This is a genomic window from Dyadobacter sp. CY351 (genome assembly GCF_021502625.1).
GTDB lineage: Bacteria > Bacteroidota > Bacteroidia > Cytophagales > Spirosomataceae > Dyadobacter > Dyadobacter chenhuakuii.
Window position 1 is genome coordinate 159,355 of record NZ_JAKFFU010000010.1, and the last position, 23,977, is coordinate 183,331.

The window sequence follows — 23,977 nt, forward strand, 5'->3', positions numbered from 1 at the left end:
AATGCTGCAAATTTTTAATTACCATGACTATGGGAGCCGGAACGACGGAACAAGACATTGAACTGTATCAGCAAAAGATCATTGAGCTCAACAAGCTCGCCGAAATAGGACAACTGAGTGCAGGTATTTTACATGAAATAAAAAATCCGGTGAGTTTTGTCAATAACTTTTCCCGACTTTCGCAGGGATTGGTTGGCGAGATCCTGGATATTTGCCAAAGACCGCTGTCCGAAATGACCGAGACGGACATCGCCGATGAAAAAGATCTGCTGGAAACGCTTTCGCAAAACCTCGTCAAGATCAACGAAAACGGCAAACGCATTGAGCGGATCATACAGGGAATGCTCGCACAAACCCGCTCCGACGCTGCTATCCTGGAATCCACAGACCTCAACCAACTGCTTGAAGAATACAGCAAGCTGGCTTACCAGGGCGTCCGGGCAGAGGACATCGCCTTCAATGTAATGCTCAAATTTAACTTCGATCCTGAGATTGGCTGCGTGAAAGTGGCGAAAGGGGAGTTTGGTCGGGTGATTGTCAACCTGGTCAATAATGCGTGCTATGCGGTGAATGAAAAGTCGAAGCGGCAGGCGGAAGGCTATGAACCTGTCATTGAGATTACAACATCCAGAATCGGCCAGGAAGTGGAAATTAAAATTTGCGATAACGGCATCGGCATTCCGGAAGACATTGTTGCCAAGCTTTTTAAGCCGTTCTTTACAACAAAACCGCAGGGAAAAGGGACGGGACTGGGATTATCGCTCACGTACACCAGCGTGACGGACACGCACAAAGGAAGCATTCATGTAACCTCTGTGGTCGGCGAAAAAACGGAGTTCACAATTGTGATTCCCGGTTGAGATTTATTTAAAACAGATATCAATTTAAAAAATTATAGATAATGGCTATCAGAATATTAAGTGTAGATGACGAGCAGGATATGGAGATGCTGATTCTTCAATTGTTCCGAAAGCAGATCCGGGATAAGAAATACGAATTTGTGTTTGCTAGCAACGGCATTGAAGCATTGGAGCGGCTGGAAGAATCTGATGACATTGCACTTATACTATCCGACATTAACATGCCCGGCATGGACGGCCTTACGTTTCTGTCGAAGGTAAATGAGAAGCAAAATCCGTTGCTGAAATCGATCATGGTTTCTGCTTACGGCGATATGGACAACATCCGGACGGCTATGAACCGCGGCGCATTCGACTTTGTGACCAAGCCGGTGAATTTTGAAGATCTGGAAATTACCATTTCCAAAACCGTGGAGCACATTGAGATGCTGGCCAGCCTGGAAAAAGGCCGCGAGCAGCTGATCGCGATCCAGAACGATCTGAGCGTTGCTAAGGAAATTCAAATGTCCATGTTGCCGAAAACGGTCCCGGCCAACATTGGCAAAGCGGGGGTGGATCTGCATGCATTTATTCATCCGGCAAAAGTGGTCGGCGGAGATCTGTACGACTATTTTATGATGGATTCCGAGCGTCTGTTTTTCATGATCGGTGATGTCTCGGATAAGGGCGTGCCGGCAGCATTGTTTATGGCGATCAGCAAGGCCATTTTCAAAAGCCAGTTTTCCAACCGCAATGGTGATTCGATCACGGAGAAAGTAAAGATTGTGAATGAGTTTCTGAGTGAGGACAATTCTTCATATATGTTCGTTACGGCCTTTGTTTGTATATTAAATGTCAAGACAGGCGTTGTTGAATATGTAGATGCCGGCCACGAACCGCCCGTAATCATTCGCGCCAATGGTGAAACCGAGCTGGTCAAAAAGGAGGGAGGCATGGCCTTGTGCTTCGACCCGACATTCGAGTTCGAATCGCATACTTTAACATTGAACCCGGGAGACAAATTCGTCCTATACACCGACGGCGTCACCGATGCCAATAACCTGGTAGGCGCACGGTATGGCCTGCATTATCTTCAAGATTTCTTCACAACCGGCGAAGGCTCTACCAAAGAAACCGCCAAAGAAATGAACGAATCAACATTAGAAAGCCTGATAGATTTCATCGGAGCCGCAACGCAATTCGATGATATTACCATGCTTTCGCTGCGGTATATGGGGAATTGATTATTTTCAATACAACCCCGCTACAGGCTGGTATCTTAACAGTGCCAGCTTGTAACTTTCTTCGTATCTTTTTTGTAGCTCGGACCAGCATAGGGAGTCCAGAACCGATTTGGGGAGGGTGGCGCGGGGGATGTATTGGTGACTTTCGAAGTCTTCTATGAATTCGAGGAAGATTTCGGTAAGCTGAATGACTGCTTGCTCGCTGGATTGTTCCCGTCGTTTTACAACTTTGACTTCATTGTTTCCTTCCATTTCCGCAGCTTGTCTCGCGAAATGTCCAAAACCGGAAACGTCGCTGGTCACGACCGGCGTTCCGTGCAGGACAGTTTCCATGGGCGCATATCCCCAGGGCTCATATAGTGACGGAAAAACGCCTAAATGACAGCCTCTTACAAATTCCAGATATTCCATGGAAAAAAGCGATGTCACCCTTTCAATGAAATCGGGATGGTAAATCACTTTCACATTATCTCCTTCTTTATTAGTTAAGCCTGCTTGCTGACAAAATGCTAAAATGTCGTCCTGGCCGGTTAGATGGTGGGTGGTAGTGGGCGGCAGGCTTTTTCTTTTGAAGTTGGCCAATGCCTGGCGCCAGGCCATTTGCAGATCGTCATCGATGAGCTGATTGAGATCAGGAAGTTTGCGGCCTTCCGCACCTGTAACATTGGCATAGATCCTGGGCCCGAGCTTGGCGCTGATCATTTTACAGATTCGCTGCAACTCCCGAAAACGCTGGCGTGCTTCCAGAACATCCGGCTTAATGTTATGAAAAGGCTGTTTTGAAATAATAAACAGAACAACATTCGTTTCCGATTTCCTTCGCAGGAGTTCCTCATTCAGCCGCGCAATGGCCTGCAAGGTTACGTCGAAACCTTTGTTATAAAATTCATAACGGCCGGATGTAAAGAAATAGAGCGTCTTGTCACTTCTGAGTTGGTAGCTGGGCGAAAACAGCGCCTTGACAAATGCATCGATCTTTTGCCGGTTTTGCAAGTGCCACTCAAAAACTTCGTGACCAACACCCGGTTTACGATGGATACCGCTATGCACTATACTATCCGGCTTGCGCCCCAAAAACACCTCGCATTCCGCAGCCGTAGATTCGCTGTTTGTAACAAGCACATTGGCATACTTTGCGGCGTTTCTCTCCAATTGTGCCTGTGCTTCTATGCCATATTCCCGCGCTTTTTGCTGCCAGTTGTAGGTAGGGATTTTGCAAAAGTACTGATCTTCATTGGATGCAAGATAGCGGCCCAGTGATGTGGCATGTGTGGTAAAAACCGTTGCAATCCGTACTTGCCTACGCGCGAATTCGGCCAGCGCGGCAGCCGACATCCATTCGTGAAAATGAGCGATAATGTCCTGGTTAATATCCGTTTCTTCAATGAGTTTCGTGAAAAAAAGCCTGCTAACCTCCCCAAAACCAAGGACTTGATCCAGCAACGCATTGCTTTCCAAAGCGGAGATTTCCTGATGCTGCCACAATGCAGTTTTAACTTCATTCAGCGCTTTGGCAGGGATAATGGGGTTGATCAAAATTACTTTCGGACGTACTTCTTCCAACAGCCAGTAACCCAAATGTATCTCATATCCGAGGCTTCTGATGTACAGGATTGCCCGGGAAAGCGGGGAGTTATCCAGCTCACGGATCGGGCGGAAATCGAGTTTTGCTTTTTCGTGAAAATAGGGACCGACGAGGAAATATTTATCTCCGTAAGTGTCCGTCATCGTCGGTGCTTTGGACTTCACGTACGTGTATATCCCACCGATCTGGTTACAGACTTCCCAGGCAATTTCAAACAGAAGTGTATTCGGTTTCAAAATGATAAGAGGGTAAGGTAGGATATTTCAATTAAAATTAATTACTTAAATAAGATATGGTGAAATCGAATATGCTAAGCAGCAAAATCGAACGGTAAGACAGCTAAAAGTGGTGCTGAGCTGTATGCGCGAGTAAAAGGCGCTTGCAGATAGCTAATTTCCCGTATATTGGGTTCCTAAACCTTCATTCCTGAATTCTTTGATGAAACCTTTACTGCCCGCCTCACTGCGCCTGGACTCCATCGATATTTTCCGCGCGGTCACGATGCTGATCATGATTTTTGTGAATGATTTCTGGACCTTGAAAGGGGTTCCTGAATGGATGCAACATAGCAAAGGTCCAGAGGACGCTATGGGACTTTCAGACGTTGTCTTTCCCGTTTTCTTATTTATTGTAGGACTGTCCATTCCGTTTGCCATTGCCAACAGAAAATCAAAAGGGGACAGCAACGGGACAATTCTTTACCACATTGCCGAGCGCACTTTTGCATTACTGTTAATGGGTATTTTCATTGTGAATTATGAAAATGCCGTGAGCTCGGGCATGATCGTTAGTAAGTATGTCTGGGAAATTCTCATGGTAATCGCATTTTTCCTGATCTGGAATGTGTATCCTGACCGGCCAGAGAAAAAGCCCTTATATACAGGGCTGAAAGTGCTGGGCTATCTTTTGCTGGTGGGTTTGGCAGTTATTTACAAAGGTGGTGACGCGGCGAATCCTTCGTGGATGGGAACACATTGGTACGGCATCCTCGGACTGATCGGTTGGGCTTATCTGGTCTGCGCGGTTATTTACTTTCTGGCTGGCGACAACCTGACATTGAATGTGGCTGGCTGGCTTTTTCTCATTTTATTCAATCTTGCAGATTTCGCGGGGATGCTCTCTTTTTTGGATCCGGTGAGAGATTACGTCTGGATTGTAGGGAGCGGTGCAATGCCTGCATTTACGATGGCGGGCGTCGTGGCATCGGTCATTTATCGGCTTTATAGCAAGAAAAATGGTGTTAACGCGACATATCTGGCCATCCTGGTTGTGCTTGGCATCGTTTGTCTTCTCTATGGCTTCGGGACGCGCCCGTTTTGGGGAATTTCGAAGATCAGGGCTACGCCGGCCTGGGTTGGGATTTGCAGCGGGATCGCCTTCATCGTTTTCGCGATGCTGTTCTGGCTGGTGGATTTGAAAAAAGTCAAAACCTGGGCAACCATTATAAAACCTGCCGGAACCGCGACATTAACCTGTTACCTGGTGCCTTACATTTGGTACGCGGTGCTAACGCTGGTCGGGTTCAGCTTACCCGAGTTTCTGAGGACCGGAATCATCGGGCTGATAAAATCATTCTGCTTTGCATTGCTGGTCATCATTGTAACCGGGATCATTAATCGCGGCGGGATCAGGCTGAAGATCTGATGGTGCCTGAACGTCTTTGCCAAAAGTTCACCCAAGAAAGATATTACTTTGTGACAACTATCTTGTGATTTGAAAAAGTCGAGTTATTCTTGATAATTCTTAATGTGTAAGAACCGGAAGAGAATTTTTCCAGGTTTATACGATCAGCTAAGTTTCCCCGGCGCTTCATCACGATATTTCCTTTGCTATTGATTAATTCAAATGCCGCAATTTCGCTTGGGTCAGTTGAAACGATATTGATGCTTCCAGAAGTTGGATTGGGATATACGGTTTCAATGTTGCCATTAAAATACACATGCGATATTGTGCTTAATGCATAGGTTTGATCGAAGTCTATCATTTTTAATCGATAGTAATTATTGCGATCGGAGGGCGTTTGATGTGTATATTGATAGACAGCTCCCAAACCACCGATTCCGGAGGACTTTACCTCCCCGACAACCGACCATTGCTTTCCGTTTGTACTATGTTGCACTTCAAACTTCTCACTATTCTCTTCTTCGGAAGTTGTCCAGTTTAAATTTACGACCTTATTTTCCAGAACAGCATCAAATGAAAGTAATGTAACCGGCAAACTTTCTTTACACGCCGATTTGAGCAGATCGGTATTCGAGCAAATTCCTTTATTTTGATATAAGAATATCTCTTCTGGCGCGGAGTCCAAAAGCATCCAACAAACAGCATCTATTGCACAATCTGATAGTTCTGGATTGAAAAGAACAACAAATCGGGAAAGTTGGGATTTAATGTTTCCCATACCATCGATAGAGGTAAGTAAGGGATTATAAGTTATTTGAATTTGTTCGACAGTGTGCAGGTTTTCAAGCCCTTTTAAGCTGGTTAAGTTGGCATTAGCCTCGATATTCAATTGTGTAGCTACTTCAAGAGAATTCAACCATTGACAGTCTTGAATCTTGTCCAGCCCACTTATTATGAGCCTCGATGTGCTTTGCAAGTTTGCAAAACTGCTGAAATCATCAAGTAATGGACAAGCGCCTATTATTAGACCGTCAGGTAACGATGCGGGTATGTTGAGATCATCTATACTCGTCAATGAAGGACAACCAGCAATATAGATGCTGCCTGTAACAGTTGCTTGTCCCAGGCCGTCGAAACTTTCAAGACTGCTCAATTCGTTTATTGACAAGTGATTGATTGTCAAAACATTCTCCAGTCCCTTGAAATTTTTGAGTGAAGGGCTCCACTCGATAGCCAGTGTATCGACGCTGGTTAATGTCTCCATTCCGGTAAAGTCTACAAGTGGACCCCAACCGACAAACATAAATCCAGTTACCGTTGTAATTCCATTCAGACCATTGAGATTCAGGATATTGGGAGATCCATCCCCAATTATTAAATGCTGGACAACGCTGCATCCGCCATTTGCAAAGTAATTATCAACGTCGGCTTGATCCTCCAAGCTTACTATTCCTGTGGACGGACATTGCGCAATGGCCTTAAAGCAAAATAGTACCAGAATAAGAGTAAATGTTCTTTTCATATATCAGATGATCTAAGGGATTTTGCAATACTAAGATATCATATTGCCAGTTACAAAGCACTGAGTACGGTTACAGTTTTTATCGAATAATAATATTCTTTTCGCTTTTTGTACAAAAAACAAAAATATAGGCGATTAACAAAATTCGTTGATTCTCCGGCGAGTGGTAGTTATTGAACGGTCATATGTTTTGAGCTTAAAATCCAACATATGCCCACTGTCAGTATATTTCTGGTGAGGAGGAGCTTTGTAATCCATATTGCATCATCAAACCCAAATCTTAATTTATTTCAATAGCTACACGAAAACCTTTTGTGAAAAAAGGATTGGGTGGGCTTGTTACTGGTGTAAAATCATATTTTTGCATCGGGTTAATGTTGCAACCGCCCTATGCGGTCCTGAAAATTGATTTATAAACAAAACGCCATAAGAAATGCTCAAAACCGTGCCCTTTGACCAGCTGGCAGCTTATAAAAAGCTGAAAACACATCATAAAACCATATCTCAGAAACATTTAAAGTCGTTTTTCGAGGAAGATGCGGACCGTCACAAGAAGTTTTCGATCCGGTTTGGTGACATTCTGTTAGACTATTCAAAAAACCGCATTACCACCCGGACACGCTCTTATCTTGTTCAGCTTGCGGAAGAAGCAGGGCTGGCAGATGCAATTGAGCAGATGTTTACGGGCGAGAAGATCAATGCGACGGAAGGTCGCTCGGTGCTGCATGTTGCTTTGCGCAACCGGTCCAACGAACCGATTTTGTCTGACGGAAAAGATGTGATGCCGGACGTAAATGCAGTTTTGGCTAAAATGAAGGAGTTTTCGGGAAAGGTAAGGTCGGGAAGCTGGAAAGGTTATTCCGGGAAAGAGATTTCCGACATCGTGAACATTGGCATCGGCGGAAGCGACCTGGGCCCGGTGATGGTGACCGAAGCATTGAAAGCTTACGGTAAGCCGGGATTGAATGTACATTTCGTTTCCAATGTGGACGGAACGCATATTGCTGAAACGATCAAGTCGCTGAACCCGGAAACGACATTGTTCATGATCGCCTCTAAAACATTCACGACGCAGGAAACAATGACGAATGCGCATAGCGCGCGTTCCTGGTTTTTGGAAACAGCCGGGAATAAGGAGCATGTGAAAAAGCACTTTGTGGCGATTTCAACGAATCAGGCTGAGGTTGAGAAGTTCGGTATTGATCCGGAAAACATGTTCGGATTCTGGGATTGGGTTGGAGGCCGTTATTCTTTGTGGTCTGCGATCGGACTTTCTATTGCTTGTTTTGTTGGATTCCAGAATTTCGAGCAGCTGCTTGCGGGCGCGCATGATATGGACAAGCATTTCAGGACGACGAAGTTTGAACGGAACATTCCGGTCATTCTTGCGCTGCTGGGCGTTTGGTATAATGACTTTTTTGATGCGCAGACTCAGGCAATCCTGCCTTATGATCAATATTTACACCGTTTTGCGGCTTATTTCCAGCAAGGCGATATGGAAAGCAACGGCAAGAGCACAGGTCGTGACGGTAAGCCGGTTGGTTACCAGACAGGACCGGTGATTTGGGGAGAGCCGGGCACGAATGGTCAGCATGCGTTTTACCAATTGATACACCAGGGAACAAAGCTGATTCCGTGTGATTTTATCGCGCCTGCAACCAGCCATAACCCACTTGGCGAGCATCACAAGATGCTTTTGTCTAACTTTTTTGCACAGACAGAAGCATTGATGAATGGGAAAACAGAGGAGGAAGTGAAAGCGGAACTAGTGGCTGCGAAGAAGTCCAAAGAGGAAATAGAGTTTCTGACGCCGTTCAAAGTGTTTTCCGGTAATCGCCCTACCAACTCGATTTTGGTCAAAAAAATCACTCCTAAGACACTGGGAAGCCTGATAGCGATGTACGAGCACAAGATTTTCGTACAAGGCATTATCTGGAATATTTTCAGTTTCGACCAGTGGGGTGTGGAGCTTGGTAAGCAGCTGGCAAACAAAATTTATCCTGAACTTCAAAACGACTGGCCGGTTTCAAACCACGACAGCTCAACCAATGGTCTGATCAATCAATACAAACGGTGGCGGTAACGATCGATCACGATTGTTTTGAACGCATACCCGATTAGTACGCCAGCAGCGTCTGCCACTGCGTCCCACCAGTCAAATGTGCGGTCGAAGGGCAGGAGTTGCTGGTAAAATTCGAGACCCAGGCCATAAGCCATTCCGAGCAGCACGAACAGTGCTGCTTTTTTTGGGTAAACCAATGTCCATAATGTAATCCAAACGATAAAAAGGCCTGCATGAACAAGCTTATCAAAACCGACAATAGGCGCGGCAGGAATATCGTTTCCCGGCCATGTGCAGGCCAGCAGAATCAGAAATGTCCATAACCATGCGACCCACTGGTTTCTTGCGAGCAGCTCGCTTGTGCTTTTAAATAGTTTTGCAATCATTGAATGTTCTGTTTCAGCGCGCAAGTTACTTTCAGAAAGCCTGACTACAAACGAAAAGCGCCGGAAGTGAATCCCAGCGCTTTTATGTTATGATGAAGTGTAACTTGGAATATTAACCATTATCGGCAAATTCCGGGTATAATGTCATTCCACCGTCAATGTAGAGCGTTTCTCCATTGACATAATCTGAATCGTCTGACGCCAGCCAGGCAACAGCCTTAGCTACATCCTGCGGAGTTCCGATTCGCTTGTATGGAATCAATTGTAAAAGTCCTTTGTACTTGTCAGGATCGGACCAAACTTCCTTATTGATAGACGTTTTGATCGCGCCGGGACTGACCGAATTGACACGGATTTTATATGGTGCCAATTCCTGAGAAATGGATTTCATGAACATCATGATTCCTCCCTTAGAGGCGGCGTAATTTACATGTCCGGCCCAGGGAATCACATCGTGCACAGAACTCATCAGAATAATCTTACCAATTGACAGCTCGCTGTGATCAACATCGGTCTTTCCTTTTTCCTGCGCTACGAACTGTCTCGAAGCTTCACGGCACACGAGAAACTGACCTGTTAAATTTACGTCAATTACTTTCTGCCATTGCTCCAATGTCATTTCCAAAAACGATGAGTCTTTTTGAAGCCCGGCATTGCTGACAACGATGTCCAGACGTCCATACTTGCTGATGGTCTCGTTGAACAGCGCTTTCACTTCTTCTTCACGGCTTACATCAGCCTTAACCAGGATCCCCGATCCGCCTTTTGAGATAATCTCATTCAACGTCTTTTCGCCTTCTTCCAGGTTAGAGCTGTAATTAACAACCACTTTCGCGCCAAGCTCGGCAAGATGAATGGCGCATGCTTTACCAATTCCCGAACTAGAACCTGTAACGATCGCAACCTGATCTTTGAATTTCAGATCTGAACCTATCATATGATCTCTTTTTCGAATGATTTCAATTTTTTCCACACCCGACGGTTCACATTTTTTACCGCCCAGTTTTTAGCAATTAAAATTGCTTTTGCAACCGCCTCACGAGGAGAAATATTGTTTGTTCTTAAAAGCTCCTGAGCAATGGTGACCGCCTTTTCTCGGGTCGTAGGAGACAAATACATCAACTCTGGTAATGCGATTCTGTTGTCCATTGGAATGTTGAATTTTAGGTTCAAGTGGTTTTTAGTCTGATGATATGCTGATTGAATAGGGTAAAAATTAATGCCAGAAACGACTGGTCTTTTTTGTTCTTCAAGCAGGTCTTAATTACACACTTTTGAAAAATTTGCGTGTAAAAAAAATCCCCATCTGGTTAAAGACGGGGATTTTAAAGTTGCCTTATTATTTGACTTCCTCAAAATTAACATCCGTCACGTCGTCGGTTGCGCTGCTTCCGTTTGCAGCGCCTGGGTTACCTTGCGGTTCACCAGTTGGTCCGCCCGGCTGAGGCTCACCACCTTGTGCGTACATTTCCTGAGAAGCAGCTTGCCATGCGGCATTCAGTTTCTCCATTGAAGAGTCAATTCCTGCAAGATCCTGGCTTTGATGCGCAGTTCTCAATTCGGCTAATGCTCCTTCAATCGCTGACTTGTTTCCAGCAGAAAGCTTGTCGCCAAATTCTTTCAGTTGTTTATCAGTAGAGAAGATCAGGCTGTCAGCAGCATTGATTTTCTCGATTTTTTCACGTTCAGCTTTATCCGCTGCTTCGTTTGCTTTTGCTTCCTCACGCATACGGGTGATTTCTGCATCTGTCAAACCACTTGAAGCTTCGATACGGATTTTCTGCTCTTTGTTTGTGCCTTTATCTTTGGCAGAAACGTGCAGGATACCGTTTGCATCCACGTCAAATGTAACTTCGATCTGTGGTGTTCCGCGTTGTGCCGGTGGAATGTCAGACAAGTGGAAACGTCCTAATGTACGGTTCTGATTTGCCATCGGGCGCTCACCTTGCAACACGTGGATCTCAACAGAAGGCTGATTATCAGCAGCAGTAGAGAATGTTTCTGTCTTTTTAGACGGAATTGTCGTGTTGGCTTCGATCAGTTTGGTGAATACACCGCCTAATGTTTCGATACCCAATGACAATGGAATAACGTCCAAAAGAAGTACATCTTTTACTTCACCTGTCAAAACACCACCCTGGATTGCAGCACCAATTGCCACAGCTTCATCCGGGTTAACGCCTTTTGAAGGTTTTCTGCCGAAGAATTTTTCAACTTCTTCCTGCACACGAGGAATACGCGTAGATCCACCAACCAGAATCACTTCGTTGATATCATTATTGGTATAACCTGCATTCTTCATTGCTTTCTTGCAAGGCTCCATCATTCTCAGGAACAATGAATCGGCAAGCTGCTCGAATTTCGCACGTGTTAATGTGCGTACAAGGTGTTTTGGAATGCCATCAACCGGGAATATATAAGGCAGGTTGATCTCAGTTTGTGTTGAGCTTGACAATTCCACTTTTGCTTTTTCCGCAGCTTCTTTCAAACGTTGCAAAGCCATTGCATCTCTTCTCAAATCAACAGCTTCGTCTTTTTGGAATTCGTCTGCAAGCCAGTTAATGATTACCTGGTCAAAGTCGTCACCACCAAGGTGTGTATCGCCATCCGTAGATTTCACTTCAAAAACGCCATCACCCAATTCAAGGATCGAAACGTCGAAAGTACCACCACCTAAGTCGAACACAGCGATTTTCATATCAAGGTGTTGCTTGTCCAGACCGTAAGCAAGTGCAGCAGCAGTTGGTTCATTGATGATACGTTTCACATCAAGACCTGCAATCTGACCTGCTTCTTTTGTAGCCTGACGTTCTGCATCATTGAAGTAAGCAGGAACTGTAATAACCGCTTCTGTCACTTCTTGACCAAGATAATCTTCGGCAGTTTGTCTCATTTTCTGCAAAATGAATGCAGAAACTTCTTGTGGCGTATATAACCTGTCTCCGATGGGGATACGAGGCGTGTTGTTTGGACCTTTATCAACGGTGTATGCAACAGTTTTTTGCTCACTTGTTACATCATCGTATTTTTTGCCCATAAATCTTTTTATGGAGCTGATAGTATGCTTGGGATTCGTGATCGCCTGGCGTTTGGCTGGTGCACCGATTTTGCGTTCACCATTATCCATGAATGCAACCACTGAAGGGGTTGTACGGGCACCTTCGCTGTTTGCAATTACAACCGGCTCGTTACCCTCCATGACAGCCACACAGGAGTTCGTTGTTCCTAAGTCTATGCCAATAATTTTTCCCATTGTTCTATATTAAAGTTAAGTATAATTTGATTCTGACTAATTCGCTGCCGCGGTTATCGCTTGACGCTTGCCGCAACAGTTGCTCAGAGGCTTTACTAAAAAGCCCGTACCAGAAACAAATGAATAAAAGGGGAGTGACAAAGTGTCAGGCTGAATAATGCCTGACACTTTCTGAGGTTGAAGTTGCTTAGGCTAGGTCTCCCATAAGTGGATCGCTCGTGCTGATACGGCCGGTTTCAACGTGGCCTGCAAGGCGCACCAGGAAATCGGGCTGGTCTTCCAGCGTGACCGAGAAGTCATACCATTGGAAGCTTTTATCAAGATTCAGGGTTAGTGTTTTTTCAAACATTCCTGCAAGGCCATCATTATTTAATGTTACAAGTTGATTACTAGCGCCATAAGCATTGTCCTGTATCAGGAAAGCACTTTTCGCTGTTTGCTTATCGCCTTCCATTTTTAGCTCGATGCTGCCGGTTGGTTTGCCGTTTTTGTCCAGTTGGTAGTTAAATCCAACTTTTAAATTGCCCGTGGCCTTATTGCCCTGAAATTCCCGGAAAAAGCCGTTAGGGCCATAAACGCGCAGGTGATATTTTCCACCCTCAAAATCCTCTGGTTTCCAGGATCCTGTAAGCGCATCGCCGGCTTTTACTGCATAATTCCAGACCTTAACATCTTCATTTTTGTATTTTCCAGGCGCATAAATCATAAAAGGAGCGCCGGCAGCTTTGTCGCGGAATATGCCATTTTTGGCTTCGAGCTTGATCTCAAATGCATTTTTGGCAGAGTTGAAGTTACCATCAGCCGCCAGTTCATACGGAAGCGGGCAGGAGGGACGCGTTCCTTTTTCCTGTTTTGGCATCAGGGACGAGCTCAACGGGTTTTTGTTGATCTTCTCAATGTCTGCCTTGGACAATGCTTTATAAGTGCTGGGCAGTTTTTTGAACTGCGCATTATAAATGCCCTCCATGAATTCGTTGCGGGCGAGGAATTTTGGCAAAGCAATTTTTTCACCCTCATAAGGCGAGAATGTTGAAGTCAGGTCGCCGCAAATCGTCCTGCGCCATGCGCTAATGTTGGTTTCTTCAATCTTCTTGCCGGACTTATGACTCGTGAATTTCTCCAAAAACTGCAAAATGGAAGTATGGTCAAAAACCTCTGAGCATACATTGCCCCCGCGGTTCCAGGGTGAGGCCACAACCAGCGGAACGCGGAAACCCAGTCCAATCGGACTTTCCCGGCATTCCTTTTTCTCTTTTTGGGTCATATCCTGCTCCATCGTCACAAATTCCGTTTTGCAATCGATGCCTTCGGAAACTGCGCCGGTGTCTTCCTTATAAGGATTAGGAACCACGAAAGGCGGAACGTGATCAAAATAGCCGTCGTTTTCGTCGTAGCAAAGGATGAAAATGGTTTTTTTCCAAACTTCGGGATCAGCGGTCAGGATATCCATTACTTCCGAAACATACCAGGCTCCATACCAGGGGGAGGTGGGGTGGTCGGAGAAATTTTCGGGTGCCACGAGCCAGGAGACGGTTGGCAGTTTTCCGCTTTTTACATCGCTTCGAAACTGGTGCAGAATGTCGCCTTGCGGTGCTTTGGCTTCATGTTCAATGTCGCCGTCGTGATATTTTACGGTGGTTACCTTGCGATAATCCGGGTCATTCTTGTTGGTGGTAAAGGCTTTTTCGTGAATGTTCTTGGTGCGTTGTGAGAGCTTTTCATAATTCTCAGGCGTCCACTTTTCAAGTTCTTCTTTTGCAAACGTGAGCTCCTTTTGCTTTGCAGTCAGGGACTTTTCAAGATCCGTCGCTGCTTTTGTTCCCTTTTCAGCTTTGGCCAGTTTCGCCTCCGTTTCTTTGATCTCGTTCGGAAGCGCAGCTAATCTTGCTTTTTGGTATTTCTGATAACCTGTGTGATAACGGATCTGATATTGGCTGAACCATTCAATCGGATTATCCGTAAAATTGGCCAGCCACGAATCTTCCTCGCCCGTCAGGCCTGTATCTATACTGAGTTCGTTCTGGTAAATGCGCCATGAAACGCCGTTGTCTTCGAGTCGTTCGGGAAATGTCATCCATGACGCTTCCTTATCATCCGTCACATTTTCATTTCTGACATTGGCGTAATGTTCCGGCCCCGATTTCTCACGTACAGTCCCCGACCACAGATAAAGCCGGTTTGGCGTCGTGCCAGTAAGTGACGAACAGAAATTCTGGTCGCACACGGTGAAAGCATCCGCCAGTGCATAGTAAAATGGAATGTCTTCCCGGTTATAGAAACCTTGTGTCAACGGCATTTTGGCATAATCCTTATGGCCCGGCTGCTTCGCAACTAGCCATTTGTCATATTTTCCATCATTGCGCGCATCCACCTGGTTGGGCCAGGAATGGGGTAGGGAACCCATCCAGGTTGCATTCGATTCGCGCATGTTCAGCCGGAACGGAACATAGGTTTCGCCAAATGCATTGGTTTGCATCCAGACCAGATTTTTATTGGGAAGGGTGATTGCGCGGGGATCATTAAAGCCGCGAACACCTCGCAAAGACCCGTAGCAATGGTCAAAAGAACGGTTTTCCTGCATCAGGATCACCACGTGTTCGGCGTCGAGGTAAGTACTTCCTTTTTTGGGATCAATAGCGAGTGCCCTTTGTATGGAAGCCGGCAACACGCTGAACATGCCAGCTGCTCCGGTGAGCATGGTTGCCTTTTTTATAAATTCTCTTCTAGAGTCCATGGTGTTATCAGGAATAGGTTTTGGTAACGTTTTATATTACCGCTTATTTCTGCTAAAGTACCACCGATTTGGATTCGAAGAATTATTTTAATATTAAGAGCGGACCGAAAGGGCAAAAAAAATCCCGCCGTTAAGGCGGGATGCTGTTTTATTTTACCTGATCAACGATCGCTTTGAATGCTTCCGGATGATTCATCGCCAAGTCAGCGAGAACTTTACGGTTCAGCTCGATGCCTGATGCACTTAGCTTGCCGATGAAAGCAGAATATGATAAACCGTGAAGACGTGCTCCCGCGTTGATACGCTGGATCCACAATGCACGGAAATTACGTTTCTTTTGCTTACGACCTTTGTATGCGTATGCCAAACCGCGCTCTACTGCGTTTTTAGCTACTGTCCATACATTTTTACGACGGCCGAAATAGCCTTTCGCAAGTTTTAATACTTTTTTACGTCTTGCACGTGACGCAACGTGATTTACTGAACGTGGCATAATTTAACTGTTTTTGATGGTCGGCGCTCTGATGAGTCTTGAAATGCCTTCTATCGGGTTGAACAAAAAACCAGAATTGGTATTCTAATTAATGGCTGCGAATTATTTCGCAAGCATAGCCATCACCTGCTTAACATTAGACACATCGATCAGACCAGTTTTAACCAATCCACGCTTGCGCTTGTTTGATTTCTTTGTCAGGATGTGGCTGTGAAACGCGTGTTTGCGTTTGATTTTTCCAGTGCCGGTCAGCGCGAAACGCTTTTTAGCACCAGAGTTGCTTTTCATTTTAGGCATGATTCAAAAAATTATTAATTGATAAAATATAAAACAGCGCGCGAAATTAGCCAAAATGTTTCATAAATGAAAATCGTGTCCCTGACAAAGTCAAAGACACGATCCATTCAAACATTATATATATCAGTAAATTCCTTCCGGGTTAACAAAACACCGGTTCGGTAACCGAATTTAAAAATCTATTTTTTTGCAGGAGCAGGTGCCAGAATGATCGTCATTCTCTTTCCTTCCAGTTTTGGCTCCATTTCAACCTTACCATATTCCGAAAGCGCTTCTGAGAATTTGTTCAACAGATTTACACCTCTTTCTTTAAATACAATGGTACGGCCAACGAAATGCACATAAGCCTTTACTTTCGAACCCTCTTTAAGGAAATTTATCGCATGCTTTAGTTTAAAATCAAAATCGTGATCATCCGTATTAGGGCCGAAGCGGATCTCTTTGATGACAACTTTCATTGCCTTCGCTTTGATCTCTTTCTGCTTTTTCTTCTGCTCATATTTAAACTTTGAATAGTCTACCACTTTGCAAACTGGCGGAACTGCCGTTGGCGCAATTTCAACTAAATCAAGGCTTTGCGCCTTTGCAAGAGCTCGGGCTGTATTGATATCAACTATACCTGGTTCAATATTTTCTCCAACCAGACGTACTTCTTTTGCTGTAATCCGTTCGTTTATTTTATAAGGTTCTTCGGGAACTCTTAACCGTCCACTCGGGGGTCTTAATGCCATATAACTTGGTTTGGTGTACTTTGGGTTTTGTTGGTAAAAGTCAAAAAAGTTAACACTGCTGTCACAAAAATAGTGCCTTAGTGCCGGAATAATAACAAAAAGTTAGAAAATCATCAAATTATGGCAGCCTCTTTCTTGAAAAAGCTTGCAAAATCCGCTATTGTCATGCTTCCCAGGTCGCCTTCGCCTTTTCTGCGGACTGACAATTTGCCCTCTGCTGCCTCTTTCTCGCCGACGATCAGCATAAAAGGAACCTTGGTAACTTCCGCATCCCGGATCTTGCGACCGATCTTCTCATCGCGGTGATCCACAAAACCGCGAATGTCATGATCCTGCAACTGGAAGAAAACGTCTTCCGCATAATCCGCAAATTTCTCAGAGATCGGCAGAATAGCGATCTGATCCGGTGAAAGCCACAATGGGAACTGCCCGGCCGTGTTTTCGATCAGGATCGCAATGAAGCGCTCCATTGAACCGAACGGTGCGCGGTGAATCATAACCGGCTGATGCTTCTGGTTATCAGAACCGGTGTATTCGAGGCCGAAACGTTTCGGCATCTGGTAATCCACCTGGATCGTGCCCAGCTGCCACTTTCTGCCCAATGCGTCACGCACCATGAAATCGAGTTTCGGGCCGTAGAATGCTGCTTCGCCAAGTTCGGTTACGGTGCTTAACCCGCGTTCCTGAGCGGCTTCAATGATCGCATTTTCAGCTCTTTCCCAATCTTCGTCTTTTCCTATATATTTCACTTTATCGTTCGGGTCACGGAGCGAGATTTGCGCGCTGTAATCCTCGAAACCAAGTGATTTGAAAACATATAATACCAAATCAATTACACGAACAAATTCTTCCTTCACCTGATCCGGGCGGCAGAAAATGTGTGCGTCGTCCTGTGTAAATCCGCGAACGCGTGTAAGTCCGTGTAATTCACCGCTTTGCTCGTATCTGTAAACCGTTCCAAACTCCGAGAACCGCAGTGGCAGATCCTTGTAGGAGCGGGGAGAGGTCTTGTAGATTTCGCAGTGATGCGGGCAATTCATTGGTTTCAACAAATATTCCTCACCCACATTAGGTGTTTTAATCGGCTGGAAAGAATCCTTGCCATATTTGTCCCAGTGGCCGGAAGTAACATAAAGTTCTTTGCTGCCAATGTTGGGCGTGATCACCGGAAGGTAACCCGCACGAGATTGCGCTTTGCTCAAAAACGACTGAAGACGCTCGCGAAGCATAGCGCCTTTGGGCAGCCACAACGGAAGTCCCTGACCCACTTTTTCTGAGAAAGCAAATAGTTCAAGCTCTTTTCCCAGTTTTCTGTGATCGCGTTTTTTCGCTTCCTCCATCAATGTTACATACTCTTCCAATTCTTTTTGCTTTGGAAAAGTAATCCCGTAAATGCGGGTTAACATCTTGTTTTCCTGCTTGTTACGCCAGTAAGCGCCAGCAATGTTGGTTAGCTTAACCGCTTTAATGAAGCCGGTGTTGGGAATGTGCGGTCCGCGGCAAAGGTCGGTAAAGCCGCCTTGCTCGTATAATGTAATGGAGCCATCTTCCAGGCCATCAATCAGTTCCAGTTTATATTCGTCACCTTTTTGGGTGAATAGTTCTAATGCATCCGCCTTGCTGATGGGCTTTCTGACGTATTCATTTTTTTGACGCGCCAGTTCAAGCATCTTTGCTTCGATCTTTGGAAAATCATCCTGTGAGATCGATTTATCGCCCAGATCAACGTCATAGTAAAAACCTTTTTCTATCGACGGCCCCGTCCCGAATTTTACACCCGGATACAATGCTTCCAATGCTTCCGCCAGCAAGTGGGCAGAAGAATGCCAGAATGTTGATTTACCGTCTTCGTCATTCCAGGTGAGCAATTTCACGAGGGAATCCTGCGTGATCTCACGCGTAGGGTCCCAAACTTCATTGTTCACTTTGGCTGCAATTACATTACGGGCCAAACCTTCACTGATACTGAGCGCAATGCCCATGGCAGTTATACCTTTTGGGTAAAACCGTTCACTTCCGTCGGGCAGGGTAATTTTTACTTGAGACGCGTCTTCCATTCAAAAATTTAATTCAATGACAATTAATCAAAGGCTTGTGAGGGCCACAAAGTACAAATCTATTCAATTTTAGCTTTTCGAGACGAGTCTACACGGATATTTGTAGTTCCTCTCGGTCGTATAACGTTAATTTTAACCCGGGATGTGTCCAGCAGCTTATAGCCGGAGCTGGCGCTTTCATTGGGATCATAAGTGGAGTAAATGTCTGTATTCTCCTCTCTTCTGATGCGCCAAAGGCCGTTTCGGGCACTCTGGTCACCTGGGCTTAGCACGAGCGCGGTAGAATAATAGTCCACAGCTTTGGTATAATCGCCTGCTTTTTCATAGGCATAACCCAGCATATTATTGATATCCTTGGACTTAGGCTTTATTTTCAAAAGCTGCTCCAATGCCCGGATTGCCTTGTAATATTCTTTCAATTGTGTTCCAACTGTCGCGACGCGCATCAGCGCCTCCTCATAGGTCGGTTTCAGCACGACTGCCTTCTGGTAACTAAGTAATGCCGTATCTGGTCTCGCCAAGGCATTGAAAATTTCCCCTTGTTCAAAATAAAGGCTGGGCACATTAGGGAAACGCTTTATCGCCCTATCGTTTATGGTAAGCGCCTCTGCGGGATTTTTTAGTTTTCTTAAAATGATAATGCTCTGCTCATAAGCCCTGAAAAGCTTTGGATTCACATTCATGGCATATTTGAAGCTGGAAAGACTGGCCAGCGAATCTCCCTGCCGCGCCTGCAACATGCCTTTGACATAATAGGCAGAGCCATCATAAGGAGCCATTTTCAATGCCTGGTTCAGGTAATTAACCGCTTCCCGGAAACGTCCCTTGGCTTGCAGGACGTCTGCCAGCAACACATACAGCTCAGGACTGCTTTGCTGTAACGCTTCCGCACGCTGTGCATCCTCCAAGGCCTTATCGATCTCACCAAGCTCCCGGTTGATTTTTCCACGTAGCAAAAAATATTCACTCACATTTTCCTGCTCGTAAATGGATTCATTAATGTCGTCAAGCGCTTCCGTATATTGTTCTCTTTCAAAATAGATGCGGGCACGTTTGAAATAATTCTGATCCGTATCAATGCTGCGGTTAATAAGCTCGGTAAGGGAAAGTAAAGCGTCATTTTGCCATTGCTCATGTGATTTTTTCACTACGGGCGGAATGCGCGTGGAATTCCTGGCGTCGCTCTGGCAGGATTGAATTAGCCCGGTCAGCACGATGCAAAGCAACAGTAATATGCTTTCGAAAGTTTTAGACATTCTGGTCCGAGAATCTTGAAAATACGCCTAACGGAAGGTTTTTGCCAAAAGAATCCGGGATAAACAACTCGCCAAATTCATGGTGAATCTGCGTCCCGAAATGTGCTTTGATCAAATTCTCCACGATGAGCGCCGAGAAGCCCAAAGAATATAAATTGATGATAAAAAAGAAATTTTCCTTCTTTAAAAGTAATGCGCAAAGTTTCAGGATCTCATTCAGACTTTCTTCCAAAAGCCATTTCTCGCCATCCGGACCGCGACCATAGGCGGGCGGATCCAGAATAATGCCATTGTATTGATTGCCTCTGCGCACTTCCCTCTGCACAAATTTCAATGCGTCTTCCACAACCCAGCGAATGTTATCCAATCCGCTCAGATCCATATTTTCCCGCGACCAGCTGATCACCTGTTTTACCGAATCCACGTGGGTAACATCCGCGCCGGAAGCTTTTGCTGCAAGTGAGGCAATGCCTGTATAAGCAAACAGATTAAGGACAGAAGGCTTCGTTTCCGGGATCTGTTTCAGCTTTTTGGCAATGTAGTCCCAGTTTGTCGCCTGCTCAGGAAACACGCCGACATGCTTAAAAGAGGATAATGCCAGTTTCGAGCGCAAATGCAGTTCTTTGGTCCGATATTGAAAAACCCACTTGTCCGGCATGCCGTCCTTCGCAATCCACTGACCTTTTTCCTGAGAATTTTTATCTCTTTTGAAAACCGCATTCGAACGCTTTTCCCATTCAGCCTCAGAAAGGGTTTTATCCCAAATCGCCTGTGGCTCAGGGCGCGATAAAATGTATGGACCAAACCGTTCAAGCTTTTCAAAGCCGCCGGTATCAATCAATTCGTAATCTGTATGTTGCTCCGGAGATAATAGAATCATGAAAATATAAATTTTTAAAAAATTTCCGTTGGCTTAAGCCGACGGGAATGGGGCAATGGGTTAATACGCAATCTTATTTAAATAAAACACATTGCGCCTGCCCCTGGTCTGCGGATCGCCGGCTGCATTGATAATGCGCTGCTCGCCCCATGCAAGGTAAAAGTTCTCATACCAGTAATCAATGTCGTCGGTGCTGGTTTTTCTTACTTTATCACCTTCGACATTGGTCTCGTTCGGGATCACGCGATCGCCGTCCACCACCTGGTTCCCTTTGATGATCTTGCTCCGGATGGCGCCGTTATGGCTATAAACCAGGCGTGAGTTACCATTGGTAAAAGTCTGCACCTTGATCTTCTCGCGCAGCTCCATGCTTTTCACATTATCAAAATTAATGCTGTTATCCCAAAGCATTTTTCCGTTTTCATCCACATCGGCCACCACTGCATGCGTGTAAGTGAAGCCATCAAAAACCTGCTGGTTATAGCCACCGCGTCCGCCGTACATCGGGTTCCATAAGTAAGGATTATAAAGGCCCATTCCAAAGGGATAACCCATCATGCTGCCATAACCCAGGCCGCCCATCATCATGGGATTCTGGTAACGGTATTCAGGATAAAAAACCTCTGCGACCAACAGGAAATTGTCGTTTTTCGGAACAATGTCATGCACCAGTAATCGGTAATTCAGTTTCAGATCGTCGCCGCTTTCTTTCTTCTTGCGGATGCGTTTTTCCATCTTTTCCTGCTGCCGCTCGTTCATGAAATTGAAGAAATTCTTAAACTCGGTAAAGCTGTGGTAACGCGTGAAAACCGGCTCATCCCCAACGATCTTGCTGATATAAAGTCCTTGTGAAGCTGCATTGGACGTGCTTTGCATATTCCGGTAACCATAAGTGCCGATCACGACCCTTACAGAGTCGTTGAGCACTTGTAACCTGCCGCTCAGCAACGAATAATCATCCTCGGGATCCACCGAAACCTGCGCATAAAGCTCACCGGTTTCTTCATACGAACGAGCCACAATGCGGGTCTGCCTTCCTTTTTTTACTGCGAAACAAACATTCACCAAATGATGCGCCGTGTCCACTTCAACGGTCTGAATGGCATTGGAGCCTTTGATAGCCGATGGCAAAACCTTCGTTTGGGATGTCCTGAGCTGTGTTAGAATTAAAACAGGCTCATTGCGGACCATTCCGGCCATGAAAACGGAGTAACCCAATGTTTTGAAATCAGTGATCTCGAAACGATCGAGTGTGTTGATCGTAAATGTTTCCACAAAGCCCGGCCCGACATTCACTTTCACGATCTGATATAAGGAACTGCGGTATTTACTGAAAAGCAAAAACACAGCCTGGCCATCGTATGAGGAGGTGATATAGTCCAGATTGGATTCAATAGGCCCGTCAATCGACCAAACGCGTTCCAGGTTTGTATCAAATTTCTGAACATTGAATGTGCCTTTCTCCGGTTTGGAGATGAGCAAGACGCCTTGCGCACCGAGCGGCACCGTCTGGTAAGCCATATTCCCTGATAAAGGCAACTCTATTCTCTTAACACCTTGTGCAGCAGCCAGCAATGATGCTGTAACAAGGCTAAAAAGCAACAGGATCTGACGAAGTGCAGAAATGGAATTAAGATTCATGTGCCAATGCAACAATAATGTCGAATTCTTCACGCTTAACCGGCACTACCGAAAGTCTGGACAAGCGCACCAGTTCCATATTTTTGAGAATATCATGTTTCTTGATCTGTTCGAGCGTGACCGTTTTAGGAAAATGCTCCACCGGGACCACGTTAACAACGACCCAGTCACCCGTATCGATCGTTGGATCGGGATAATGTTCTTTTGAAACTTTGGCCAAACCCACAACCTCCTTACCAATGTTGCTATGATAAAAAAGCACCAGATCGCCTTTCTTCATGGCCATCAGGTTGTTACGTGCGGCGAAATTCCGGACGCCGTCCCACATGCCTTCCTTTTCTGCTACAAGATGGTCCCAGGAATATTTATTCGGTTCACTTTTTACAAGCCAATGGTTCATGGATTTCAGTTAGGTTTTAAACAAATTTGTTGGTTTCAGAGATGGATCTTGCGATCAGGGAAATTTCGGGTATTTGCTGAAATCGGGTTTTCTTTTTTCAAGAAACGATTTCTGGCCTTCTTTCGCTTCCTCGCTCAGATAATAAAGCAATGTTGCATTGCCAGCCAATTCCTGAATTCCGGCTTGTCCATCCAGTTCCGCATTGAACGAGCTTTTCAGCATCCGGATAGACAATGGACTCTTTTCCTGGATTTTCTTGCACCATTCAACCGTTGTCGTTTCCAGGTCTTCCAAAGGAACGACTTTATTTACCAAACCCATTTGCAATGCTTCCTGCGCATCATATTGATCGCATAGGAACCAGATTTCGCGTGCTTTTTTCTGTCCCACAACCCGTGCAAGATAAGATGCACCAAAGCCGCCGTCGAAACTCCCAACCTTTGGGCCTGTTTGTCCGAAACGCGCATTTTCAGCCGCAATGGAAAGGTCGCAGATCACGTGCAGCACGTGTCCGCCGCCTATGGCCCAGCCTGCCACCATAGCGATAACTGCCTTAGGAATAGAGCGTATCATGCGTTGCAGATCCAGTACATTCAAACGTGGCACATGGTCATCGCCAATGTAACCGCCGTGGCCGCGAACGGACTGATCGCCGCCGGAACAGAATGCTTTTCCGCCTTCGCCGGTTAAAATAATAACGTCGATACGCGTGTCTTCGCGGCAAATGTGCATCGCGTCGATCATTTCGGTAACGGTGAGCGGCGTGAATGCGTTGTGTTTATGCGGGCGATTTATGCTTATTTTTGCAATGCCTTCGTGAAGCGTAAAAAGGATTTCCTCGTATTCTTTAATGGTTTCCCACTGGATTGAGCTTGACATAAATTCGGAATGTAAATGAATAATCTGGCGTTAAAAAGTTAACTATAACGGCCGTTAACTCGTTCGCAACAATCTGCGAAATTACAGATTGTTTG

20 protein-coding genes are annotated in these 23,977 nt (G+C 45.4%); 4 read left to right on the top strand and 16 right to left on the bottom strand.

All coding sequences use genetic code 11. The annotated features are described in order from the left end of the window. The first annotated feature begins 23 nt into the window (after nt 1–23). Together L0660_RS18345 and L0660_RS18350 are read left to right on the top strand one after the other, a co-directional pair. Nucleotides 24–860, top strand: coding sequence for a sensor histidine kinase (locus L0660_RS18345; RefSeq protein WP_235160683.1), 837 nt, complete (start codon nt 24–26; stop codon nt 858–860). Nucleotides 861–901: 41 nt separating this feature from the next. Further along, the gene (locus L0660_RS18350) at nt 902–2,083 is read left to right on the top strand and encodes a PP2C family protein-serine/threonine phosphatase (RefSeq protein WP_235160684.1); all 1,182 of its coding nucleotides are present in this window, start codon (nt 902–904) and stop codon (nt 2,081–2,083) included. Nucleotides 2,084–2,089: 6 nt separating this feature from the next. Here the strand turns inward: L0660_RS18350 and L0660_RS18355 are convergent, their stop codons facing one another. After that, complete coding sequence (locus tag L0660_RS18355; RefSeq protein WP_235160685.1) at nt 2,090–3,904, bottom strand: glycosyltransferase; 1,815 nt, start codon at nt 3,902–3,904, stop codon at nt 2,090–2,092. 202 nt (nt 3,905–4,106) lie between these two features. Here L0660_RS18355 and L0660_RS18360 point away from each other — a divergent pair, with 202 nt between their 5' ends. Continuing rightward, nucleotides 4,107–5,312 carry a DUF5009 domain-containing protein gene (locus L0660_RS18360; protein WP_235160686.1) on the top strand — a complete coding sequence of 402 codons (1,206 nt, stop codon included), beginning with the start codon at nt 4,107–4,109 and terminating at the stop codon, nt 5,310–5,312. A gap of 43 nt (nt 5,313–5,355) precedes the next feature. Here L0660_RS18360 and L0660_RS18365 read toward each other — a convergent pair whose 3' ends face one another. Continuing rightward, nucleotides 5,356–6,813 (bottom strand): T9SS type A sorting domain-containing protein, encoded by a 1,458-nt coding sequence (locus L0660_RS18365; protein WP_235160687.1) that lies wholly within the window; start codon nt 6,811–6,813, stop codon nt 5,356–5,358. 433 nt (nt 6,814–7,246) lie between these two features. Between L0660_RS18365 and pgi the strand changes: the two genes are divergently transcribed. Continuing rightward, a complete protein-coding gene (gene pgi / locus L0660_RS18370; protein ID WP_233798023.1) occupies nt 7,247–8,896 on the top strand; it encodes a glucose-6-phosphate isomerase in 1,650 nt (549 codons plus the stop codon). Here the strand turns inward: pgi and L0660_RS18375 are convergent. The 14 genes from L0660_RS18375 to menB form a co-directional block, all read right to left on the bottom strand. Next, the gene (locus tag L0660_RS18375; protein ID WP_235160688.1) at nt 8,875–9,261 is read right to left on the bottom strand and encodes a VanZ family protein; all 387 of its coding nucleotides are present in this window, start codon (nt 9,259–9,261) and stop codon (nt 8,875–8,877) included. The genes pgi and L0660_RS18375 overlap by 22 nt on opposite strands. Before the next feature lie 112 nt (nt 9,262–9,373). Beyond that, a complete protein-coding gene (locus L0660_RS18380) occupies nt 9,374–10,198 on the bottom strand; it encodes an SDR family oxidoreductase (protein WP_235160689.1) in 825 nt (274 codons plus the stop codon). Beyond that, nucleotides 10,195–10,410 carry a hypothetical protein gene (locus tag L0660_RS18385; protein WP_035361740.1) on the bottom strand — a complete coding sequence of 72 codons (216 nt, stop codon included), beginning with the start codon at nt 10,408–10,410 and terminating at the stop codon, nt 10,195–10,197. Before L0660_RS18385 ends, L0660_RS18380 begins: the two co-directional genes overlap by 4 nt. A 190-nt stretch (nt 10,411–10,600) precedes the next feature. Next, entirely contained in the window at nt 10,601–12,514 is a 1,914-nt protein-coding gene (gene dnaK, locus L0660_RS18390) for a molecular chaperone DnaK (protein WP_235160690.1), read from the bottom strand. Between the two features lie 187 nt (nt 12,515–12,701). After that, the gene (locus L0660_RS18395; protein WP_235160691.1) at nt 12,702–15,248 is read right to left on the bottom strand and encodes a phosphocholine-specific phospholipase C; all 2,547 of its coding nucleotides are present in this window, start codon (nt 15,246–15,248) and stop codon (nt 12,702–12,704) included. 148 nt (nt 15,249–15,396) lie between these two features. After that, the gene (rplT, locus tag L0660_RS18400; protein WP_026631508.1) at nt 15,397–15,741 is read right to left on the bottom strand and encodes a 50S ribosomal protein L20; all 345 of its coding nucleotides are present in this window, start codon (nt 15,739–15,741) and stop codon (nt 15,397–15,399) included. A gap of 102 nt (nt 15,742–15,843) precedes the next feature. Further along, nucleotides 15,844–16,038, bottom strand: coding sequence for a 50S ribosomal protein L35 (rpmI, locus tag L0660_RS18405; RefSeq protein ID WP_026631509.1), 195 nt, complete (start codon nt 16,036–16,038; stop codon nt 15,844–15,846). 179 nt (nt 16,039–16,217) lie between these two features. Next, nucleotides 16,218–16,769, bottom strand: a complete 552-nt coding sequence (infC, locus tag L0660_RS18410; protein ID WP_051350250.1) for a translation initiation factor IF-3 — start codon at nt 16,767–16,769, stop codon at nt 16,218–16,220. 113 nt (nt 16,770–16,882) lie between these two features. After that, nucleotides 16,883–18,826: a threonine--tRNA ligase gene (thrS, locus tag L0660_RS18415; protein ID WP_235160692.1), complete on the bottom strand. Its 1,944-nt coding sequence runs from the start codon at nt 18,824–18,826 to the stop codon at nt 16,883–16,885. Between the two features lie 59 nt (nt 18,827–18,885). Then, nucleotides 18,886–20,082: a lipopolysaccharide assembly protein LapB gene (locus L0660_RS18420; protein ID WP_235160693.1), complete on the bottom strand. Its 1,197-nt coding sequence runs from the start codon at nt 20,080–20,082 to the stop codon at nt 18,886–18,888. Beyond that, nucleotides 20,075–20,962: a class I SAM-dependent methyltransferase gene (locus L0660_RS18425; protein ID WP_026631512.1), complete on the bottom strand. Its 888-nt coding sequence runs from the start codon at nt 20,960–20,962 to the stop codon at nt 20,075–20,077. The genes L0660_RS18420 and L0660_RS18425 overlap by 8 nt, the downstream gene beginning before the upstream one ends. Nucleotides 20,963–21,022: 60 nt before the next feature. Then, nucleotides 21,023–22,603, bottom strand: coding sequence for a hypothetical protein (locus tag L0660_RS18430; RefSeq protein WP_235160694.1), 1,581 nt, complete (start codon nt 22,601–22,603; stop codon nt 21,023–21,025). Further along, nucleotides 22,593–23,003, bottom strand: coding sequence for an EVE domain-containing protein (locus L0660_RS18435; RefSeq protein WP_026631514.1), 411 nt, complete (start codon nt 23,001–23,003; stop codon nt 22,593–22,595). The genes L0660_RS18430 and L0660_RS18435 overlap by 11 nt, the downstream gene beginning before the upstream one ends. Before the next feature lie 54 nt (nt 23,004–23,057). After that, complete coding sequence (menB, locus tag L0660_RS18440) at nt 23,058–23,882, bottom strand: 1,4-dihydroxy-2-naphthoyl-CoA synthase (protein ID WP_082216399.1); 825 nt, start codon at nt 23,880–23,882, stop codon at nt 23,058–23,060. Nucleotides 23,883–23,977: the final 95 nt, after the last annotated feature.

Excerpts from the sequence above, each read along its gene's own strand:
- L0660_RS18345 (WP_235160683.1), top strand. The coding sequence starts at position 24 with ATGACTATGGGAGCCGGAACGACGGAACAAGACATTGAACTGTATCAG.
- L0660_RS18350 (WP_235160684.1), top strand. The coding sequence starts at position 902 with ATGGCTATCAGAATATTAAGTGTAGATGACGAGCAGGATATGGAGATG.
- L0660_RS18360 (WP_235160686.1), top strand. The coding sequence starts at position 4,107 with ATGAAACCTTTACTGCCCGCCTCACTGCGCCTGGACTCCATCGATATT.
- L0660_RS18365 (WP_235160687.1), bottom strand. The coding sequence starts at position 6,813 with ATGAAAAGAACATTTACTCTTATTCTGGTACTATTTTGCTTTAAGGCC.
- pgi (WP_233798023.1), top strand. The coding sequence starts at position 7,247 with ATGCTCAAAACCGTGCCCTTTGACCAGCTGGCAGCTTATAAAAAGCTG.
- L0660_RS18375 (WP_235160688.1), bottom strand. The coding sequence starts at position 9,261 with ATGATTGCAAAACTATTTAAAAGCACAAGCGAGCTGCTCGCAAGAAAC.
- L0660_RS18380 (WP_235160689.1), bottom strand. The coding sequence starts at position 10,198 with ATGATAGGTTCAGATCTGAAATTCAAAGATCAGGTTGCGATCGTTACA.
- L0660_RS18385 (WP_035361740.1), bottom strand. The coding sequence starts at position 10,410 with ATGGACAACAGAATCGCATTACCAGAGTTGATGTATTTGTCTCCTACG.
- dnaK (WP_235160690.1), bottom strand. The coding sequence starts at position 12,514 with ATGGGAAAAATTATTGGCATAGACTTAGGAACAACGAACTCCTGTGTG.
- L0660_RS18395 (WP_235160691.1), bottom strand. The coding sequence starts at position 15,248 with ATGGACTCTAGAAGAGAATTTATAAAAAAGGCAACCATGCTCACCGGA.
- rplT (WP_026631508.1), bottom strand. The coding sequence starts at position 15,741 with ATGCCACGTTCAGTAAATCACGTTGCGTCACGTGCAAGACGTAAAAAA.
- rpmI (WP_026631509.1), bottom strand. The coding sequence starts at position 16,038 with ATGCCTAAAATGAAAAGCAACTCTGGTGCTAAAAAGCGTTTCGCGCTG.
- infC (WP_051350250.1), bottom strand. The coding sequence starts at position 16,769 with ATGGCATTAAGACCCCCGAGTGGACGGTTAAGAGTTCCCGAAGAACCT.
- thrS (WP_235160692.1), bottom strand. The coding sequence starts at position 18,826 with ATGGAAGACGCGTCTCAAGTAAAAATTACCCTGCCCGACGGAAGTGAA.
- L0660_RS18420 (WP_235160693.1), bottom strand. The coding sequence starts at position 20,082 with ATGTCTAAAACTTTCGAAAGCATATTACTGTTGCTTTGCATCGTGCTG.
- L0660_RS18425 (WP_026631512.1), bottom strand. The coding sequence starts at position 20,962 with ATGATTCTATTATCTCCGGAGCAACATACAGATTACGAATTGATTGAT.
- L0660_RS18430 (WP_235160694.1), bottom strand. The coding sequence starts at position 22,603 with ATGAATCTTAATTCCATTTCTGCACTTCGTCAGATCCTGTTGCTTTTT.
- L0660_RS18435 (WP_026631514.1), bottom strand. The coding sequence starts at position 23,003 with ATGAACCATTGGCTTGTAAAAAGTGAACCGAATAAATATTCCTGGGAC.
- menB (WP_082216399.1), bottom strand. The coding sequence starts at position 23,882 with ATGTCAAGCTCAATCCAGTGGGAAACCATTAAAGAATACGAGGAAATC.